Source organism: Streptomyces sp. NBC_00341, from assembly GCF_041435055.1.
Classification (GTDB): domain Bacteria; phylum Actinomycetota; class Actinomycetes; order Streptomycetales; family Streptomycetaceae; genus Streptomyces.
On sequence record NZ_CP108002.1, the window covers coordinates 168,890 to 187,722 of the forward strand.

At 69.4% G+C, this 18,833-nt stretch carries 16 protein-coding genes; 2 read left to right on the forward strand and 14 right to left on the reverse strand.

What is annotated here, in order from left to right; translation table 11 throughout:
• Positions 1-7: 7 nt before the first annotated feature.
• From OG892_RS00785 to OG892_RS00835, 11 genes are all read right to left on the reverse strand, one after another.
• The gene (locus OG892_RS00785) at positions 8-772 is read right to left on the reverse strand and encodes an SDR family oxidoreductase (protein WP_371628166.1); all 765 of its coding nucleotides are present in this window, start codon (positions 770-772) and stop codon (positions 8-10) included.
• Positions 769-1,089, reverse strand: coding sequence for a hypothetical protein (locus OG892_RS00790; protein WP_371628165.1), 321 nt, complete (start codon positions 1,087-1,089; stop codon positions 769-771). The genes OG892_RS00785 and OG892_RS00790 overlap by 4 nt, the downstream gene beginning before the upstream one ends.
• Before the next feature lie 67 nt (positions 1,090-1,156).
• Entirely contained in the window at positions 1,157-2,464 is a 1,308-nt protein-coding gene (locus OG892_RS00795) for a Gfo/Idh/MocA family protein (RefSeq protein WP_371628164.1), read from the reverse strand.
• Positions 2,461-3,255, reverse strand: coding sequence for an SDR family oxidoreductase (locus OG892_RS00800; RefSeq protein ID WP_328868236.1), 795 nt, complete (start codon positions 3,253-3,255; stop codon positions 2,461-2,463). Before OG892_RS00800 ends, OG892_RS00795 begins: the two co-directional genes overlap by 4 nt.
• A gap of 190 nt (positions 3,256-3,445) precedes the next feature.
• Positions 3,446-4,189, reverse strand: coding sequence for an SDR family oxidoreductase (locus OG892_RS00805; protein ID WP_328868235.1), 744 nt, complete (start codon positions 4,187-4,189; stop codon positions 3,446-3,448).
• On the reverse strand, positions 4,186-4,998 hold the full coding sequence (locus tag OG892_RS00810; protein ID WP_371628163.1) for a sugar phosphate isomerase/epimerase family protein: 813 nt from the start codon (positions 4,996-4,998) through the stop codon (positions 4,186-4,188). The genes OG892_RS00805 and OG892_RS00810 overlap by 4 nt, the downstream gene beginning before the upstream one ends.
• An 83-nt stretch (positions 4,999-5,081) precedes the next feature.
• On the reverse strand, positions 5,082-5,918 hold the full coding sequence (locus OG892_RS00815; protein WP_328868233.1) for a carbohydrate ABC transporter permease: 837 nt from the start codon (positions 5,916-5,918) through the stop codon (positions 5,082-5,084).
• The gene (locus tag OG892_RS00820) at positions 5,908-6,846 is read right to left on the reverse strand and encodes a carbohydrate ABC transporter permease (protein ID WP_073738948.1); all 939 of its coding nucleotides are present in this window, start codon (positions 6,844-6,846) and stop codon (positions 5,908-5,910) included. Before OG892_RS00820 ends, OG892_RS00815 begins: the two co-directional genes overlap by 11 nt.
• A 5-nt stretch (positions 6,847-6,851) precedes the next feature.
• Positions 6,852-8,162, reverse strand: a complete 1,311-nt coding sequence (locus OG892_RS00825; RefSeq protein WP_073738809.1) for a sugar ABC transporter substrate-binding protein — start codon at positions 8,160-8,162, stop codon at positions 6,852-6,854.
• A gap of 8 nt (positions 8,163-8,170) precedes the next feature.
• Entirely contained in the window at positions 8,171-9,313 is a 1,143-nt protein-coding gene (locus OG892_RS00830) for a mandelate racemase/muconate lactonizing enzyme family protein (RefSeq protein ID WP_073738810.1), read from the reverse strand.
• An 11-nt stretch (positions 9,314-9,324) separates the two neighbouring features.
• Positions 9,325-10,356, reverse strand: a complete 1,032-nt coding sequence (locus OG892_RS00835; protein ID WP_371628162.1) for a hydroxyacid dehydrogenase — start codon at positions 10,354-10,356, stop codon at positions 9,325-9,327.
• Between the two features lie 94 nt (positions 10,357-10,450).
• Between OG892_RS00835 and OG892_RS00840 the strand changes: the two genes are divergently transcribed.
• Positions 10,451-11,326, forward strand: coding sequence for a LysR family transcriptional regulator (locus OG892_RS00840; protein WP_073738812.1), 876 nt, complete (start codon positions 10,451-10,453; stop codon positions 11,324-11,326).
• A 111-nt stretch (positions 11,327-11,437) separates the two neighbouring features.
• On the opposite strand, the gene OG892_RS00845 is transcribed toward OG892_RS00840, so the two are convergent.
• Positions 11,438-12,877, reverse strand: a complete 1,440-nt coding sequence (locus tag OG892_RS00845; protein ID WP_328868230.1) for a hypothetical protein — start codon at positions 12,875-12,877, stop codon at positions 11,438-11,440.
• Between the two features lie 378 nt (positions 12,878-13,255).
• Positions 13,256-17,053 (reverse strand): endo-alpha-N-acetylgalactosaminidase family protein, encoded by a 3,798-nt coding sequence (locus OG892_RS00850; protein WP_371628161.1) that lies wholly within the window; start codon positions 17,051-17,053, stop codon positions 13,256-13,258.
• Between the two features lie 195 nt (positions 17,054-17,248).
• Between OG892_RS00850 and OG892_RS00855 the strand changes: the two genes are divergently transcribed.
• The gene (locus OG892_RS00855) at positions 17,249-17,950 is read left to right on the forward strand and encodes a FadR/GntR family transcriptional regulator (RefSeq protein WP_079193655.1); all 702 of its coding nucleotides are present in this window, start codon (positions 17,249-17,251) and stop codon (positions 17,948-17,950) included.
• Between the two features lie 23 nt (positions 17,951-17,973).
• On the opposite strand, the gene OG892_RS00860 is transcribed toward OG892_RS00855, so the two are convergent.
• Positions 17,974-18,582, reverse strand: coding sequence for a GntR family transcriptional regulator (locus OG892_RS00860; RefSeq protein WP_242436891.1), 609 nt, complete (start codon positions 18,580-18,582; stop codon positions 17,974-17,976).
• Positions 18,583-18,833 lie beyond the last annotated feature (251 nt).

Here is an 18,833-nt window from a genome sequence, read left to right on the forward strand (position 1 = left end):
ATGATCATCACACCACCGCCGTCATGCCACCGTCGACGTAGATCGTCTGCCCGTTCACGAAGTCCGAGGCCGACGAGGACAAGAAAACCAGTGCGCCGACCAGTTCGTGCACCCGCCCCCACCGGCCGGCCGGTGTCCGCTGAGCGACCCAGGCGCTGAAGTCGACGTCCTCGACCAGGGGCTCGGTCAGCTCGGTGGCGAAGTAGCCGGGGGCCAGGGCATTGGCCTGGATGCCGTGCGGACCGAGGTCGGCGCACATGCCCTGGGTCAGCATCACGATGCCCCCCTTGGTGGCGCTGTACGGGGTGATGTCGGGCCGTGCCAGTCGGCTCTGGACCGACCCGATGTTGACGATCTTGCCGCTGCCACGGGCGACCATGCCGCGGGCGACCCGCTGCCCTACCAGAAAGGCGCTGGTCAGGTTGGTGGCGACCAGTTCGTTCCAGTCGGCGATCGGAAACTCGGTGAAGGCCGCCCGGCGCTGGATGCCGGCATTGTTGACCAGGATGTCCGGGGTGCCCCAGACCTCTTCGATCCGCCCGATCCCCGAGTCCACCTCGTCCGGGGAGGTCACGTCGAAGGTGGCCACCCGCACCTCGCCGCCGGTGATCTCCCGCAGCCGAACCGCCGCGGCCTCCGCCGCCTCGACGCCGCGCCCGTGGACGACGACCCGGGCGCCCGCTTCGAGCAGACCCTGGGCGAGGGCGTACCCGATACCGCGGCTGGAGCCGGTGACGAGGGCGGTCCGCCCGGCCAGGTTGAACAGATTCATCGTGCTGCCTCCGTCGGGTGCTGGTTGATCAGCGCGTCACTGAGCCTCGTGAGGACGCCTCCCCCGGTCTCGCGGGTGATGGCCGGGACGGCCGCCCCGAGGTGCCGGTACTTGTTGTCGGAGACCTCCGGGAGCGGGGCGCGATGAGTGCCGCGATGAGTGCGATGGGCGCCGAGCACGGTGTTCGCACCGAAGCCGATCGCGCCCGCGATGACGGCGGTCACCAGACCCGGGACGACCGGCGAGATCAGGGTCGGGGAACCGGCCCCGATTCCGTACCAGCCGCAGGCCGAGTAGCCCATGTCGGCGCCCATCATCAATGCTCCTGGTTTCTCGTGGGCCGTATCGGCGCCCGGCTCCGAGACGGTCCGATGGCGCGTCGCATCACGCGTCGATCGCGGTCTGCAGCTCCGCGAGCTCGACCCAGCGGTGCTGCTGTCGCGCGCGTTCGGCGGCGAAGACCAGCAGATGGCCGTTGACCGAGTCGGCGAACTGCGTACTCGACACGCTGGCCGGCTCTCCGCGCACGACCCGGACGAAGTCCGCAACGAGCAAGTGATCACCGCCACCGTGCATGTCGTCGGTCACCGACGTGTTGACCATCTCCTCGTCGAACGAAGCAGCCGCGTCGGTGCGGATGCGGCGGACCCTGAGCGTCCCCTCCTCCAGGGCGCCGGAGATCTCACCGGCGGTTCCGACCACGTGGAGCGTGCGGCTCGAAGCCGGGGTGTTGGTCGCCAGCACGAAGGATCCGAGGACACCGTCGGCGAACTCCACGCTCACGGTCTGGCGATCGAGCACGTCATTGTCGGCGCGCCACACACAGCGGCCGTAGCGGTTGTCGGTGCGCAGCGATTCGAGCTTCTGGTCCAGGTCAGGGTCCGGGCTCAGGTGCTCGGCCTGCTCCCAGACGTATTCCTGCCACTTGTTCAGCTCGACGTAGAGCCGACGCGCCGAGTACGAGCACGTCGACTCGATCGAGCAGTCGGACAGGCACCGCGTGCCCGCACCCTGCGGCGCCCGTTCGGGGATGAACATGCCACGGGACCCGGAGCCGGCGACGCGGACCGGGGCTGCCGCGTTGCACAACCAGGTCATCAGGTCCAGGTCGTGGCAGCACTTGGCAAGCAGTATCGAGGAGCCCGACTGCTCGGAGTTGGCCCAGCGGCCTCGGACGTACGCCATCGACATGTGGTCGTAGCTGACGTGCTCGGCCATCTCGATGCTGAGGGGCTCACCGATCTCGCCGGCGAGGATGCGGCGCTTGACCTCGCTGTAGAAGGGTGCGTAGCGCAGCACGTGACAGACCATCAAGGTCCGCCCGGACGTCCGCTGCGCCTGCGCCAGGGTCATGAGTTCCGGAGCGCTCTGTGCGGTGGGCTTCTCCAGCAGCACGTCGTAACCGGCGGCGAGCAGCCGGGTGGCGGTGTGCACATGGTCTTGGTCCATCGTTGCGTCGATCGCCGCCTCTGCGAGCACGCCCGCGTCCGGAAGGTCGGTCAGCGATGCGTACCGGGCCGCATGGGGGATGTCGAACTCCGCGCCCCACCTCTCTCGGCGCGTCGGGTCGGGCTCGACGATCGCTGTGATCGTCAGCTGGTCGGGCGCGACCTGCGCGTAGCGCGAGTAGAGCACGCCGCGATGTCCGGCGCCGACGAGGACCGCGCGCACCGGCGAAGTTGGGCGCGTCACAGGTACGCACCTCCGTTGACGTCGATGATCTCGCCGGTGCAGAACCCGCCGAGGTCGGACGCAAGGTACAGCACCGCGCCGGCGACGTCTTCGGGTACACCGGCTCGGCGCAGCGGTGTCGCCTCGATCACCGCGCGTTGGGACTCGGGCGGTGTGAAGGTCGCGTGGAACGGGGTGTCCCCGATGAAGCCCGGCGCGATGGTGTTGACGGTGATGTCGCGCGCGCCGAGCTCCTTCGCCCAGGCGAGCATGAGGCCGTGCATGCCCGCCTTGGCCGCGGCGTACGCCGAGGCGCCCGGTCCGCCACCGTTGCGTGCGGCCTGGGAGCTGATGTTGACGATCCTGCCGCCTCCCGGGCCCATCTGGCGCACCACGGCACGGGTGACGAGGAATGTGCTGGTGAGGTTCAGGTTCAGGACGGTGTGCCAGTGCTCGTCGGGCATCTCGATGAGACTGTGCCGGCCCACGAGACCGCCGGCGTTGTTGACCAGGATGTCGATCGGGCCCTGGAGCTGTGCGGCGGCGGTGCTGACCGCCGCTTCCACGGCTGCTGGGTCGGTGGCGTCGAGCGGCGCGGCGTGCGCCCGCCTTCCGGTGGCGGCGATCCGGTCGGCGACCTCGTGGCCGTCGTGGGTCTTGTAGGTCAGCGCCACGTCGGCGCCGGCGTCCGCGAGAGCGATCGCGACCGCCGCTCCGATGCCCGTACCGCCGCCGGTCACCAGGGCCCTGCGCCCCTGGAGGTTCAACGAGCGGAGCCCGGTTGTCTGTCCGTGTGTCGGTGTCCGGCTCATGCCTGCCTCCCGGCCTGATCGTCCATCATTTCGTAGTGCGACGGCTCGCCTTCGAGCGGTCGGCTGATCTCGTGCATCATTCGTCTCTTCCTGAAGCGGGTAGGTATCGGGTGTCTGTCCGGCGATGTGCGGCGGGTGAACGGCGTTCGGCACGGCGTGCCGGGGGCTGTCTTCTCGTTCGGTAGGGCGGTCATGACCGGCTGGGACAGAGCATCAGCTCGGGTACGTACGCCCGAGGTGGAAGCTGCAGGATCGCGGCGACCATCGCCGCCACGTCCTCCGGCTGCAGCGCGTGTGCCAGCTGATCGGCCGTCGGGGGCGTCGGACGCTTGGCGATCATCGGGGTCCGGGTGAATCCGGGGTAGATCACGCTGACCCGGACACCGTCGGCGCGAGCCTCCTCCATGGCGGCGTGGGCCAGTGCGGCCACGGCGGCCTTGGCCGCCTGGTAGCCGACGCCGGACAGGTCCGGCCTCTTCGCGGCCGATGACGACACGTGGACGAGCACCCCGCCGCCGCGCCGCTTCAGCGCGGGGACCGCTGCCCTGGTCAGGGCGAACGCGGCGTCGACGTTCACCCGGAACAGCTCACGCCAGTCGCTCTCGGAGAGGGTGTCCAGTGAGCGTCGGGTCACGTTCGCACCGACGCAGTTGACCACCGCGTCCAGTCCGCCGAACTCCGCGGTGGCGCGTTCGACGGCAGACTGTGCCGCGTCGAGGCCGGCCAGATCGCCGGGGACGTCGAGCACGCGTGTGCCGCCGCCGCGCAGGCGGTCCGCCACTTCGGCCAGCTCCGGTGCCCGCCGGGCGGCGAGCACGAGGTCGGCACCGAGTCCGGCCAGCGTCTGCGCGGTCGCTCGTCCCATGCCGCTGCTGGCGCCGGCGACGAGAATCGTGTGCCCGCTCAGCGGGCCCCGCGGAGGCGGGAGGCTCATCCGGTCACCAGCCGCCGGATGTACGACACGTCGGTCCGGGTCTGGTCGAGCGCCTGTGCGTAGGGCAGCGCGTAGTGGCTGTGCAGGGTGAGCACACCGTCGAAGTCAGCTGCTCGGAGGTGGGCGATGATCTCGGGCCACGGGACCATGCCGTCGGCGAGTCCGAACCAGTCGGAGGCCCACGCCCGACGGCCGCTCGGGTCGGGGGCGGCCGGGTACCAGCCGCCGTTCTTCACTCCTACGCAGCCGAGCCAGGTGGCCAGCAGGTCGAAGGTCAGCCGCCAGTTCTCCCGCCCCTCCTGCACCGCCTGGTTCCCGGGGTCCGGGTAGGCGACGAACGTGGCCGGATCGCGCCCGTCGAGCAGCCGGTGCGCGAGCGCGCCGGAGCTGTGTACGGTGCCGCCGTGCAGCTGCAGCGCGAGCCGGACACCGGCTCGTTCCGCGAGGTCGCCCAAGGCGTCGAGATCGCGCCTGGCCCGGTCGATCTGCTCGGTGACCCGCATGTTCGGGTCGTACTTCCAGTAGCCGAGCCGAACCGTGCCGATCCCGGCCGCGGCGCAGGCTTCGAGCACGGACTCGGCCGGGTAGGCCGCGGGATCGCTGAGGTCGGTCGTCGCCAGCGGGACGGACAGTCCGCCTTCGCGGCAGCGGGAGACCGCGCTGGAGATGTCGGCGGGATTCGTCGGGGAGGCGGTGAATCCGTCCCGGATGAGGAGGTCGACTCCGTCGAAGCCGAGACCTGCGATCGTGTCGACGGTCTCGGCGACTTCGCGGTCGCCGAACAGCTTGGTGAACAGGACCGTTTGCATCTGGTGCTGCCTTTCTCTTGAGGGGCACGGCGCGGTCGGCTCGCGCACGGTCGGCCGGGGGGGGGCGGGCCGGAGATCCGGCGTCAACGGCCTCCCAGACCGCTCATGGTGATGCCGCGGACGAACCAGCGCTGGGTGAGGAAGAACAGGATGATCAGGGGGATCGTGGTGACGGTGGCCGCCATCAGCAGCAGGTTCCACTGGGTGCCGTTGATGTCCTGGAACACCTGCAGGCCGACCGGGACGGTGCGGGTGGCGTCGCTGTTCGAGATGATCATCGGCCAGAGCAGGTTGTTCCACTGTCCGATGAACTTGAACACCGCCAGGGTCGCGAGCGCCGGCAGGGCGAGTGGCACGATCACGCGGACGAACGCCTGCCAGCGGTTCGCGCCGTCGAGGCGGGCCGCCTCCTCGTAGTCGCGCGGGATGCCGAGGAAGAACTGCCGGAGCAGGAACACCCCGATCGCGGTGAACGCGTGCGGCACGATCATGCCCGGCCAGGTGTCGATGGCGTGCAGCTTCGCGACCAGCACGAACTGCGGGATCAGCGTCACCTGCGACGGGATCATCAACGTGGCGAGGTAGACACCGAACAGCCAGCTGCGGCCGGGGAAGTTCAGCCGGGCGAACGCGTACGCCGCGAGCGCCGCGGTGACCGTTTCGAGGATCGTCGTCCCGGCGGCGAAGTAGATGGTGTTCAGCAGGTACTTGCCGAGCGGGACGAGATCGAAGACGCGGGTCAGGTTCTCGGGGTGCCAGCTGCTCGGCCAGAACGACGGCTTCGCGGCCATCGACTCGTCGTCGGACTGGAACGCCACCAGCACCATCATCACGACCGGGATCAGCGTGACCGCCGTGACCAGGAAACAGGCGAAGACGACTAGTTTGCGCCTGACAACAGGTTTGGTCTCACTTGTCATAGTGCACCAGCTTCCGTTGGAAGAGGAACTGGCCCGCTGTGATCAGCACGATGAACGCGAACAGCACCAGCGACTGCGCGGCGGCGTACCCCTGGTCGTAGTTCTTGAAGCCCGTCTGGTAGATGTACATGACCAGCGTGGTGGTCCGGGTGCCAGGTCCGCCGTTCGTCATGATCAGGGCCTGGTCGAAGACCTGGAACGAGCCGATCACCGACGTGACGACGACGAAGAACAGTGCGGGGGAAAGCATCGGCAGCGTGATGTGCCGGAAGCTGTGCCACGGCGACGCACCGTCCACGCGTCCGGCCTCGTAGAGCTGCTGCGGAATCGTCTGGAGCCCCGCCAGGATGACGACCATGCCGAAGCCGAAGCTCTTCCACACGCTCATGACGATCAGGGCCGGCATCGCCCAGTTGTCCGAGATCAGCCAGGCCGGACCGCTGATGCCGAACCATCCCAGCACGGTGTTCACCAGGCCGTCGTGCGGGATGTAGAGCCAGATCCAGACGAACGCCACCGCGACCGTGATGGTCGCGTACGGCAACAGCAGGAGGGACCGGAAGACGGCGATCCGCCGGATTCCCTGATTGAGCAGCAACGCCAGTGCCAGGCTGACCAGGATCGTCAGCGGCACGCTGACCAGCGTGAAGTACGCCGTGTTGCCGAGCGCCGACCAGAACGTCGGATCGGGGCCGAGGCGCGCGAAGTTGCGCAGGCCGACCCAGGTGGGCGAGCTGAACAGGTTCCAGTCCAGCAGGGAGATCACGCCTGCCGCGACGACCGGGCCGACGGTGAAGACGACGAAGCCGATCAGGCTGGGCAGGAGGAACAGCCAGGCGGTGAGCGCCTCACGGCTGCGTCGGCGCGGAGCGGTAGCGGGTGTGAGCGGTACGGGTGTGCTTGTGGCGGGCGGGGTACCGACAGCCATCGCGATCACCTCTTCCTGGCCGTGGCTTGGCTGACGGTGTCGCGATGCTGACGCATCAGTACGTCGAGGCGTGGGGTGAGGCCGTCGATGACCTCGCGGATGCCGACCTGGCCGAGGAAGGCGCGCGGCAGATCCTGACCGAGCAGCTGCTCGACCTGGTTCCAGTTCGTGGTGACGTCGTAGGCGTGCCCGCCGGCGAGCTTGCCGGCCAGGATGTTCTGGACGATCCCGAGGTTGGCGGGCGGCGGCTGGAACGCGCTGCCCGCACTGCGCCGCGCCGGGTTGTTGCGGCCGGCCTCGGCGTAGATGTCGAGCGCACCGGTGCTGGTCAGCGTCTTGAGCAGCTTCCACGCGAGGTCGAGTTCGGCGCCCTCGCGCACCCCCGACGGAATCGCGAAGCTGGTGCCCGAGACGCGCGGCGTACTCCCGGCGGCACCGGCCGGGAACGGGATGACGTCCCAGTCGAACTTCGCCTTGCGCGCGTTGACCACCTGCCACGGCCCGTTCTGCAGGAACGCGACGTTGCCCTGGAGGAAGTTCGACAGGGAGTTCTCGGTGACGAGGTTCTTGATCGGCGGTGTGACCTTGTCCTTCGCGAACAGGTCGATGACGAACTGCAGGCCCTCCATCGCCCGCGGCTCACCGAGGATGCTCCGGCCGCCGTCCGCGCTCATCACGTTTCCGCCGGCGCAGTAGATCCACGACACCAGGTCGCCGATCAGCGGCGCGCAGGTGAAGCCGTACTGCTCACCGGGTTTGGTGAGCTGCTTGGTGAGCTCGCGGAACGTCGCCCACGACATCGGTTCGGTGCGTGACGGCAGCGGGATGCCCTGCTTCTGCAGGAGGTCCTTGTTGTAGTACATGACGGTCGGCGCGACGTCGAAACCGATGCCGTACGTCTGCCCGTTGAAGCTCGAGATCCGCCGGCTGGTCTCGTAGAAGTCGTCGAGGTCGAAGTCGGGGTCGGCGGCGATCAGGTCGTCGAGCGGGCGGTGCGCGCCGCGGGCGGCGTACGTCGGGATCAGGGTGCCGTTGAGCGCGGTGACCAGGCTCGCGGTGCCGCTGACGAGTTGCAGGTCGAGCTTGGTCGAGTAGCCGCTCGACGGGGTCAGGGTGGCGACGGAGCGCACGCCGAGCTGCTTCTCGACATACGTGCCGAAGTCCTCCCAGACCTTCGTCTCCGCGGCGCTGCTGGACCACATGGACCAGGTCGCCCTGTCGGAGGACGGGGCGGACGAACAGCCGGCTGCGGCGAGCCCGATGCCGGCGAGGCCGCTGAGCTCGAGGAAGCTGCGGCGGGACAGCTTACTGATCATGGTTCTCCTCAGCGATAGAGCAGGTCGACCGACTCGGCGCGAATCCGCTCCTCGTCGACCTCGATGCCCAGTCCAGGGGCTGTGGGGACCGTCGCGACGGCCTTGGTGATGGTCAGCCCGTCGACGTACAGGTCGGTCAGGAGCTCCGGCCCGTTGAGTTCGGCGGGCAGGGCGAGTTCAAGCTGGCTGAAGACGTGGAGTGCGGCGGCGAACGCGATTCCGCAGTCGGTGAGACCGCTGGCCAGGATCTCCAGACCGCCGGCGAGCGCGGTCTGGGCGGTCTTCAGGGCGTTGCGCAGTCCCCCGGACTTGCAGACCTTGATCACGACCAGGTCCGCCGCGTCCAGCCGGATCGCGCGCGCCAGGTCCTGGGCGGAGAAGCTGCCCTCGTCGATCGCGACCGGCAGGTCGATGAGCCCACGCAGCCGGCTCATCGCGAGCGTGTCGGTGCTCGGCACGGGTTGCTCGACACAGTGGATCGTGCTGATGTGCGCCGTCCGGTCGAGGAGTTGCTTGAGGGCGGCCGGGCGGTACGACTGGTTCGCGTCGAGCCACAGCGGTTTGCCGTCGGCGACTTCCGCGGCGGTCTCGATCGCCGCCGTGTCGGCGTCCAGGTCGCCACCGATCTTGATCTTGTACGCCGCGTAGTCCGACGACTGGAGTACGTGCTCGCGGACCGCGTCCTGGTCGCCGACCCCGATCGCCGAGCAGAGCGGGATCTCGTCGTACACCTTGCCGCCGAGCAGCGCGTGCACGGGGACGCCCGCGAGTTTGCCGGCCGCGTCGTGCATCGCGACGTCGACCGCGGCGCGGGCGAACGGGAAGCCGTTCGAGACCGCGGGACTGAGGCGCTGGGCGGCGCGCCGTTGGAAGAGCTCGACATCGAACGGGGTGAGTTCGAGCAGGATCGGCGCGAGGTGGCGGCGGATGATGACGGCCATCGTCTCGGCGGTCTCGTAGCTCCAGCTGGGGAGCGCGCGCTGCTCTCCCCAGCCGACCACGCCGTCCTCTGTGGTCAGCTTGACGAAGATCACCGCCGCGGACTGGTCCGGCGCGGCGTCGGGTGCGCCGACGGCTCCGCTGCCGAGCACGAACCTGCGGGCGAACGGTACGGCGACCGGGAAGACCTCGACCTGGGTAATGCGGGACATCTGCGGTCCTTTCAGGCGGTGATCGACCAGGCGGCCGGTTCGACGAAGCTCGGTCCTCGGGTGCCGTCGGCCAGCCACCGCAGGGCGTCGCGCAGCACATAGCCCGCGAGCGCGAGGTGGCCTTCGGCGGTGTCGCCCGCGATGTGCGGGGTGAGCAGGAGGTTCGGGGCACGGAGGACCGTCGCGTCGAACGTCGAGGGCTCGGGGTCGTAGACGTCCAGGGCCGCGTAGATCCGGCCACTCAGCGCGTGGTCCAGGAGGGCTTGCTGGTCGATCGCGGGGCCGCGCGAGGAGTTGACCACGACCGCGCCGTCGGGCAGGTTCTCGATCAGCTCGCGGGTGATCATGCCTTTCGTCTCGGGCACGTTCGGGACGTGGATGCTCAGGAACGGACTGCGTGCGGCGTCCTTGAGCGTCGTCGTCCGTACGCCTATTTCCTGTGCGCCGGCGCGCGACAGGTACGGGTCGTAGACCGCGATGTCGCAGCCGAACGGTTTGAGCATGGTGATCAGTGCGCGGGCCGTGCTGCTCGCGCCGATGATCCCGACCTTGGCGCCGGCCAGCTCGTGACCGCGGTACTCCGTCTGCTTCCAGCCACCGGAACGGATCGCTCCGTCGAACCGGGGAAGCCTGCGGGCGAGGGTCAGCAGGGAGCCGAGGCAGTACTCGCCGACCGACCAGGCGATCCGCCGGCCGGCCGAGAAGACGCCGACGCCGTGATCGAGGACGGCCGGGTCGATCAGGTGCTTCACCGTGCCGGCCGCGTGCGCGACCACCTTCGGGCCCTGGCCGCCGGCCCACAGCTCGTTGCCGAGCCTCGGCGTGCCCCAGCTGGTCAGCAGGACGTCGGCGCCGGCAGCCAACTCGGGGAGGGCGGCCGGGTCGAGACCGGGCGGGTTGCCCGGCTGGGCCGGGCCCGTCGTGTGCCCGTCTTCCGCCCAGACGACATCGAAGCGTTCGTCGAGTAGCCGGCGCGTGTCGGCGTCGATGACATCGGCGGCACGTTCGGGTGAGATGAGGGCCGCGAGTCGGGGATTCGGCACGGGAGCTCCTTCGGGGTTGGCGTGAATCTGACGGTAGGCGCCTTCCGTCATGCAGGTCCAAGCCCGTTTTCGCATGAACCGATACCGTGCGCGCATGGACTTCACGCTTCAGCAACTCCGTGGCTTCGTCGCCGTCGCCGAAGAACTGCACTTCGGGCGGGCGGCGCAGCGCCTGAACCTGACCCAGCCGCCGTTGACCCGGCAGATCCAGGCCCTTGAACGGATGCTTGACGTCCGCCTGTTCGACCGCCCCGGCCGCGGCGTCCGGCTGACCGCAGCCGGCGGAGTGTTCCTGGAGCACGCCCGCCGCGTGCTCGCGCTGCTGGAGGTCGCTCCGGAGGCGACCCGGCGCGCGGCCGACGGGACGACCGGGACACTGCGGATCGCGTTCACCGCGATCGGCGCGTACGCCGTGCTCGCGGACTTCCTGACCCTGGTCGGCAGGCGGACGCCAGGGGTGACGGCGGAGCTGACGGAGCTGGTGAGTCCCGAGCAGTTCGAGGCGTTGGCGAATCTCGATATCGATCTCGGGCTGGTGCGGCCGCCGATCCCGGAGAAGTTCGAGTCGATGCCGGTGCACTCGGAGGATCTGGTGCTCGCCGTGCCGGACTCGCATCCGCTGGCGTTCGGCGAGGGGCCGGTGTCACTGGCCGACGTCACCGCCGACTACATCGGGTACAGCCCGGAGGGTTCGCAGTACCTGCACGACATCTGCGCGGCGATGATCGGGATGGACCGGTACGCGGTGAGCCAACTGGCGTCACAGGTACCGACGATGCTCGCGTTGGTGCGGGCCGGTCTGGGATGCGCGCTGATCCCGCGGTCGATCACGGCGATGAGGGTCGAGGGCATCCGGTACCGCGAACTGGACGCGGCCGACGCGCATTCGGTGACGCTGCACGCCTGCTGGAGCCCCGACAACCCGAACCCGGCGCTGCGGCGGCTGGCGGAGAGGCTGCGTGAGGAATAGCGGGAGGTGCGGCAGGCCCGGCGGAATCCTCCGCCGGGCCTGCCGCCTTGCCGATGCGGACGGTCGAGCCCCCTTGCGCCCTGACCGCCCGCCTCACGCGCCGGGGGTTCCTCAGCGCCGAGTGCGCAGGAGGCGTGTCCGGCCGATCAGGAATGCGCCGGCCCCGGCGCAGACCAGCACGAGCCCGATGACGCCGACCGAGAGATCGGTACCCGACTGGGCGAGGTTGGGCGTCGATGCTTCGCTCGCCGTGGCCGCCGGCTTCTCGCCCGCCGCATCAGCGGCGGGCGCGGGGTCCGCGGTGGGTGCGTCGGCCGGGTCCGCCGGGTCTCCCTTGTCGCCGTGGGCGGGGGTGTGCTCGTTGGAACCGGCGACCGGTGCCGCGGGCGCCCGGAGCGGCTGTTCTGCCTCGCCCGTGGTCTTGATCCGCAGCGTCGCCTGCCCGCCGTCGTTGCTGACGACCTCGATGCGCAGCCCGCCGTCGGCGGTCTTGAACGTCTCGCCGGCCGACCAGTACAGGTTGCGCACGCCGTCGCCGCCGGCGGCCGTAGGCACGACCATGGTCGAGGTCCCCTTGCCGACATAGCGCAGGACGCGCACGCCGTAGCCCCGTCGAAGCTTCGCTCCCTCCGCCTCGGTGACACGTCCGTCCGGGTTCTCGATGCCCTTGTCGCGGTCGACCGGCCGGCTCAGTTCGACGTAGAACGTGCGGCCGGTAGCCGGATCGGTCGCCTGTACCGCGACGAGGCCCGACTCGTTGTCGCGCGAGCGGATCGTCACCTTCTGGTCGGCTCCCGCCCCCTTGACCACCTGGTAGCGGTCCGCGGGGAGCCAGCCCAGCCGGATGCGGTTCGGGCTGGAGAGCGGTTTGAACATCCACGAGCGCGTCGCGCCCTGAACGTCCCAGGCGTCGCCGTACTCCGAGCCCTTGCACGTGCCCTTCTCGCCCCAGTCGGCCGTCAGCGATCCGTCGACGGTGCCACCGGGGCAGACGAGCACGCCGGCGTGACCGAAGCCGAGGTTGTGCCCGAGTTCGTGGGCATAGGTGCCGCCGCTGCCCAGGCCGGGTACGTAGATGGCACCGCCGCTGTCGGGGCCGCTGGTCACCGTGCCCGTGGCGGAACCGCCGGCGCAGTTGCCGACTGCCACGATCAGGTGCTTACGAGGACCGCCGGTGAAGCCGATGGCCTTCGACACCTCGCTGCGGGCGTGCCCGCGATCGCCGTCGCACGTTCCGAGACCGGGCGCCCAACGCGTGGCCTCGATCGAGAACTCGACGTTTCCGTCGGACTCGTCGCTCCACAACTCCGCCGCGGCCAGCACGCTCTTCTTGACCTCGGCGATGTACGCCGCGCCGTCGTCGCCCGGCTGCGGCCGCGCCGGGTCGGTCGTGACCGCGATCGTGATCGGATGCTTCTTCTCGGCCGCCACCGCCCCGGAGGCGCCGAGCGGGGATATCGCGAGTCCGGCCGACGAGGCGACGACGAGCGCCGTCAGCGTCGCCCGGCGGGCACCAGTACGTGCGAGGGGTGTGGGGGAAGGATTGAACACGGGGGATCCTTTTGGACACTTGTGGCGCCGGAACTTGTCGGGCCCACTGGATGGATGACGAAGCGTTACGGCTCGGGACGAAACATCGGGGACGACCGGGCGGACTCGCCCGTTCCCGGGGGTCTCCGCCTCGGAAGCGGGCAACTTCCGTGACCTCGGCCGTCCGGCGGTACGGACACAGTTCGCTCCGGCCCAGGAGCCCTTGACAGCTTAGCTGCTATATAGCCAGCCGGCTGGGTCTGATGTCCTCGCACATCGAACAGCCCCTGGGCCAGCGGGAGTACGTGGTGCTGAGCGCCCGGGACCGGCTGATCCGCCGTCGACGGCGAAGGCGGCGCCTGCGATCCACCAGGAGGCGCCGCCTTCCGGCCCCGGCCTTCAGTTCTGGGTGAGGACGTTCAGTTCCGCCGCGCCCGCCCACGGCTGACCGTTGACGGAGCTGAGGGCGACGAGCTTGATGTAGCCGCCGGTGCGTCCGCCGAGCGGCACGATCTGCTCGTCGGCGCCGTCGGGCCAGGTGCCCTTGGCGGCCGGCGGGCCCCAGTTCCGGCCGTCGGCCGAGACGTAGACCTCATAGTCCTTGATCCGGTCGTTGGTGTTGTTCTGGCGCGGCAGGTACCTGAACTCCTTCAGCGGGTGGGAGCCACCGAGGTCGAGCGTGATGTGGTGCGGGTAGTCAGGGGACGAGGCCGACCAGCCGGTGCCCCACCAGGTGGCGGGATCGCCGTCGAGGGCGTGGGCGGCCGGAGTGTCCTCGCCCTCGGTCTCCTGGCTGTCGACGTCCACGATCTTGATGCGGTCCTGCGGCAGGTAGTCGGGCGGGACCGTACTGACCTCGACGGCCGCCGCGGTCGAGGTCTTCTTCCCGCCCGCGGTGTACGACGCACGGGCGTTGAGGGTGAACGTGCCGGCGGGGATGCCGGCCTTCGGGGTGACCTTCCAGGTCACCCCGGCGGTGGCGCCGGGGGCGACGGAGCCGAGCGTGGCCGACGTCTCGGGCCGGGCGGTCCAGCCGTCGGGGACGGTCAGCTCTGTCTCGACGTCGGTGGCCGCCGCCGTCTCGCCGTTGGTGAACGCCACGTCGACGCTGTTGGCCGCGCCCGGCACGAGCTTGCCGGACTTCGGGTGGACGGCGAGCGTCGCGCAGGAGGGGACGTCGTCCGTCTCGCCCAGGTCGGTCACGGTGAAGTCGTCCATCACGAAGTCGGCCTGGTCGGGGGCGCTTCCCACCTTGCGGATGCCGACGTAATAGTCGCCGCAGTCGCCCGCGGTGAACTCGTGGTTGTAGCGGGCCGTGGTCCGCTGCTGCCCGAAGGGGATCTGCTGCGTCTCGGTCGTCCCGGCGCCGGTCGCGTTGAGCCGGTCGTACCCGGTGGACAGGGCGTACTGGCCGGCGAACGCGTTCTGGTAGTCGAAGGAGACCCGGTAGCGGTGGCCGGGCTCGAACCGCACGGTCTGCGGAATCGTCCGGTAGACGAGCTGGGCACCCTCCTCGTGGGACTTCAGCGAGTGGTTGCCGTCGAGGGTCTGATCGGTGAGCTGACCGTTCCAGCCCGCCATGGTGTACGGGGCGTGCTTCTCGGAGCGCACGGTGCGGATGTCCCCGGGCTCGGTCTGCACGAAGGGGCCCCAGCCCTGCTCGTTGTCCTCGAAGTCCCAGTGGGCGACCGTGCCCGCCTTCTCGGACTTGGTGGTGTTCACCAGGCGGACGTCGTCGAACTTCACCTCGGCATCGCCCGCCGCAGCGTCGACGGTCAGCTTCGCCGTCCCGGCCGTGGCCGTGAAGCGGACTGCCGTGCGCTGGAAGTAGGTGCCGCTCTTCTCATCGATTCCGATGGCGTCCTTGGCTGTCGACCGGTCGATCCAGTTCCTCGCACCGCCGGCGGTCAGGGTGACCCTGCGGGACGCGCCGGGCTGCACCTCGACCCAGGCGGAGGCGGCGTAGCGCTTGCCCGGGACGAGGTCGCGCAGGGTCGTGGTGAGCCGGGTGCCGGTGGCGGAAGCGGGGATGACGGCCTCGTACTGGCCGAGTGCGTTGCGCCGGACAGAGGCTGGTCCATCGGCCTGCCAGCCCTTGAGGGTGCCCGAGTTGAAGCCGGGGTCGGTTACGTGGGAGCCCTGTCCGAAGTCCGGCTGCCGGATGGAGTCGCGGTCGTTGCGGTAGACGACGTAGGGCTGGTCCTTGGCCGCGTCGATGGTGATCTTCCCGTTCCGGACGGGGAGCGTGCCGGCCTTGACCCGGCCCTGGTCGGTCAGCTTGTAGAGGGTGACCGACTTCTCGTTCTTCCACTGCTTCGGGACCGGCCAGGTGCTGGTGCCGCCGGCCGGGTTCCAGTGGTAGGCCTTGGCGCCGGTCCAGGGAAGCAGGTAGGCGTTGCCGTCCTGCACCTTGTCGTCGCCGACGAACACCTGGCGGGTACCGGAGGCGTCGGTGACGCGGACACCGCCGGTGAGTTCCACCTCGTGGTCGGTCCACTGGGTGATCTGCTGTCGCTGCAGGAACTTGGCGGGGAGGTTCCGGTTCCAGATGTTGGCGTAGAACTTGTTCCAGTCGTTCTGGTTGCCCCAGCCCTCCCATTCCTTGATGTTCGCGGAGCCGAGCAGCGGGTTGTCGATCCAGACGTCCTTCTCGCTGTTGCGGATGAACCGGATGACCTTGGAGTTGATGCCACGGTTGGCGTCGCCGCCGTAGCTCGGTTCGTTGGCCCAGTGCGACCAGAGGGAGGAGCGCTCCATCTTGTCGCCCCACTCGGTGCCCAGCTGCCAGCCCTGCTTGCGCAGTTCGGTCTGGAGGCGGTCGGACTTCCAGCCGTGGCTGTAGTAGACGTCCATGTAGAGGAACTTGAGGTTGGGGTCGGTCTCGTCCCTCAGCTGCTGGAAGCGCTTGGCTATGTCACCACTGGTGAGATCACGGCGCTGGTCGATGTAGTAGGACTGGCCGAGCCAGTCCCAGCCCTTGGCCTTGGCGTCGACCAGCGTGTCGCTGAACGCCTTGGCCTCCGGGTACGCCTCGGTGGAGTTCACGTGGACGCCGAACGAGGCTCCCCAGTCCTTGCCGGCCTTCGCGAGGGCGTTGAGGTCCTTGAGCCCACCGGCCCGGGTGTTGTAGTTGCCGCCGTAGTCGGGGTGGGCGGAGTCGTGGCCCTCCTGGGCGTAGCCCTTGAGGAGGGCGAGCTGGCCGAGGCCGTCGGTGGCCAGCGAGATCCGCTTGACATTGTCGAGCGTCTTGGTGAAGGGGTTGCTCGCGTAGCTCGCGAAGTTGAAAGGGATGTGGGTGACCACACGGCCGGGGGTGTCTTCGGATCCCTTGGCCCGCACTCCGATCGAGCGGAAGGCTATGGCGCCGTCCTGCCAGTCGACCTTGGCGTCGGTGTTGCGGTCGCCGGTGACGACGACCTTCGCCCACGGAAGCTCCTCGGTGAAGGGCGACCCCGCGGCGCGGTAGGTCCACTGCCCGCTGGAGACTCCGACCTCGGTCGTGCCGTCGGTCTTGACGGCCTGGCGCTTCACCCGGGTGTTCTCGCTGGTGGCCTCGTCCTGCACGGAGTTGGTCTCGATCGCGGCGGCGAGCCGGTCCGTGTTGACGATGGCGTACGCCGAGCCCTGCGGGGACGCGTCGGCGGGCGTGTCCTGGGTGACGGCGGTGAAGGTGTCGCCCTTGCCGTTCTTGTCCGGGTCGACACGGGCCGCGGTGACGTGCGCGCCGGGCTGGTCTCCGCGTACGGAGAGGAGGTTGTGGCCCGGGATGTCGATCGTGTGGACACGGAAGCCGGCGGTGTCGGTGATCCGGTCGATCCGGAAGGTGACCTGGGAGCCTTTGACCGCTATGTGCGCGTCGATGCGGACGCCGTCGAGGTCGGGGAAGGTCAGCCGGTAGCGGGCCGTCGCGCCCTCGACGCTCGCTCGGCCCACGGCCCGGTGCGGTGCGCCGTTGAGTACCACGGTGTCGAGGGGCGTGGCCCGGCCGCCGAGGACGGCTCCGTTCGCCCGGTCGGTGTAGTCGAGTACGTAGGGGAACTGCGCTCCGGTGCGCACCCGCAGACCTGCGGATTCGATGACCAGTGCAGTCTCCGCCGACTCCGTCGCGTCGTTCGTCGCGTGTGCCTGCCCGGTGAGGGCGGGCGACACGGTCAGCACGGCCGCCAGAAGCAGGCCTGCTCGTGAGTAACGTTGCATGAATACTACTTAGCAGTTAAGCAGCTATGCCACTAGGTCTCGTGCGCTTCGGTCTACCGCCGGTGATCGCGGCGATCGGCGGGCATCTGAGGTCGTGTCAGCAGGGGGACCACCGCCGAGGAGAGAGCATCGGAGCAGGTCAACACCCGGCAGTAGGCTGACGCTGCCCAGGATCATCCTCGAAGGAGTCCCGACGTGGCAGTGCGCCGCACCACGCTGTTCGACCAGGTCGCAAGCGAGATCATCACGCTGATCGAGGAGACCGGCCTGAAGCCGGGCGACCAAGTACCGCCGGAGGGCGAACTGGCCGCGCGGTTCGGGGTGAACAGGCTCGCGGTCCGTGAGGCGATCCGGGCTCTGGCGGCGCGGGAGATCCTCATCTCCAGCCAGGGCCGGCCGGCCCGCGTCAATGTACCGACCGCGCGTGTCTTCGCTCAGATCCTGGGGTTCCGGCTGCGCCAGCAGTCGCTTCGTTTCGAGGACGTTCTGGATGCCCGTGGCGCGGTCGAAAGGGCCATGGCCTCGCGGGCGGCGGTGCGCGTGGGTGCGGGAGAGGCGTCCACAGAGGATGCCACCGCACTGCTGGAGAAGATGGAGGAGGCGGTCGACGACCGCGACCGCTTCGTGGCGCTCGACCTGGCGTTCCATCACGAGATCGCCAGGACGGCCGACAACGGCATCCTGGAACTGGTCCTGGAGTCCCTCGGCGACGTCCTGACCGAGCACCGGCTGGCCAGTTACGACGGCCGCTCGCGGCGCGGCGAGAGCCAGCACGACACGATCACCGCCCATCGCGCGATCGTGGACGCCATCGCGGCGGGTGATCCCGAGAGGGCTGTCGCGGCCATGGCGGCGCATCTGACGGAGACGGGTGAGGACTTGGAGATCACGCCGTAGCCACGCCCCCGCAAGGGCGCCGCTCAGGCGCCGTCCTCGTACCGGCTGAGATGCCGCGCGAGGCTGAGCTCCAGATGCTCCCGCATGGCGTCCTCCGCCCGTTGGGCGTTGCGCCGCAGTACCGCTCGCAGGATCCGGCTGTGTTCGACGGCCGTGGCGGGGCTGCCGCCCGTGACCGGGCTGAGCCGGAAGAGGTGGAGGTGTGCGTGCAGGCGCTCCACCGCGGCGGCGAGCAAGGTGCGCCCCGAGGCGGCGGCGAGCGTGTCGTGGAAGCGCTGGTCCAGCGCCGCGAAGCGCCCGTAAACGGCGAAGCTGTGGCCCTTGTCGGGCAGGCCCTGCATCTCCTCCATCAGGGCCTCGATCCGGTCCAGCGCCTTGTCTCCGGCGTGCTCGGCGGCCAGAGCCGCGGCCCGGGGCTCCAGAAGGAGCCGCATTTCGAAGAGTTCCTCCACGTCTCGCCGGCCCAGCAGTTCGGTGGTGCGGTAGCCCGACAGTGACCGCTTGAGGACCAGACCGTCCGCTTCGAGGCGGGCCAGCGCCTCACGCACCGGGGTGGGCGAGACGCCCAGCGACCGGGACAGTGCCTCGATGCCGACCCGGGCGCCCGGCTGGATCACGTGGTCCATCACCATCGCCTTGACGGCCTCGTAGACGCTGTCCCCCAGCACCTCGCGCTTCACCCCCGCGCCGGCACCCCACTCAGTGGCCGCGAGCGGGACGGACTCCGTCCCATCGGTGTGATTCACCGGCATAGCGCTACTCCCCCAAGCTCAACAATCCTATGTGATTCAACATGCCTCAACCCCGAAAGGCCATACGCCGGAAGGCCGGACTCCCGCCCGGATCAGGAGCAACGGCAGCTCATCACAACGATTTGCACACC

Coding starts and splice junctions, on each gene's coding strand:
- OG892_RS00830 (WP_073738810.1), bottom strand. CDS start 9,313: ATGTCCCGCATTACCCAGGTCGAGGTCTTCCCGGTCGCCGTACCGTTC.
- OG892_RS00820 (WP_073738948.1), bottom strand. CDS start 6,846: ATGGCTGTCGGTACCCCGCCCGCCACAAGCACACCCGTACCGCTCACA.
- OG892_RS00790 (WP_371628165.1), bottom strand. CDS start 1,089: ATGATGGGCGCCGACATGGGCTACTCGGCCTGCGGCTGGTACGGAATC.
- OG892_RS00860 (WP_242436891.1), bottom strand. CDS start 18,582: ATGGTGATGGACCACGTGATCCAGCCGGGCGCCCGGGTCGGCATCGAG.
- OG892_RS00850 (WP_371628161.1), bottom strand. CDS start 17,053: ATGCAACGTTACTCACGAGCAGGCCTGCTTCTGGCGGCCGTGCTGACC.
- OG892_RS00785 (WP_371628166.1), bottom strand. CDS start 772: ATGAATCTGTTCAACCTGGCCGGGCGGACCGCCCTCGTCACCGGCTCC.
- OG892_RS00825 (WP_073738809.1), bottom strand. CDS start 8,162: ATGATCAGTAAGCTGTCCCGCCGCAGCTTCCTCGAGCTCAGCGGCCTC.
- OG892_RS00805 (WP_328868235.1), bottom strand. CDS start 4,189: ATGAGCCTCCCGCCTCCGCGGGGCCCGCTGAGCGGGCACACGATTCTC.
- OG892_RS00810 (WP_371628163.1), bottom strand. CDS start 4,998: ATGCAAACGGTCCTGTTCACCAAGCTGTTCGGCGACCGCGAAGTCGCC.
- OG892_RS00840 (WP_073738812.1), top strand. CDS start 10,451: ATGGACTTCACGCTTCAGCAACTCCGTGGCTTCGTCGCCGTCGCCGAA.
- OG892_RS00800 (WP_328868236.1), bottom strand. CDS start 3,255: ATGAGCCGGACACCGACACACGGACAGACAACCGGGCTCCGCTCGTTG.
- OG892_RS00815 (WP_328868233.1), bottom strand. CDS start 5,918: ATGACAAGTGAGACCAAACCTGTTGTCAGGCGCAAACTAGTCGTCTTC.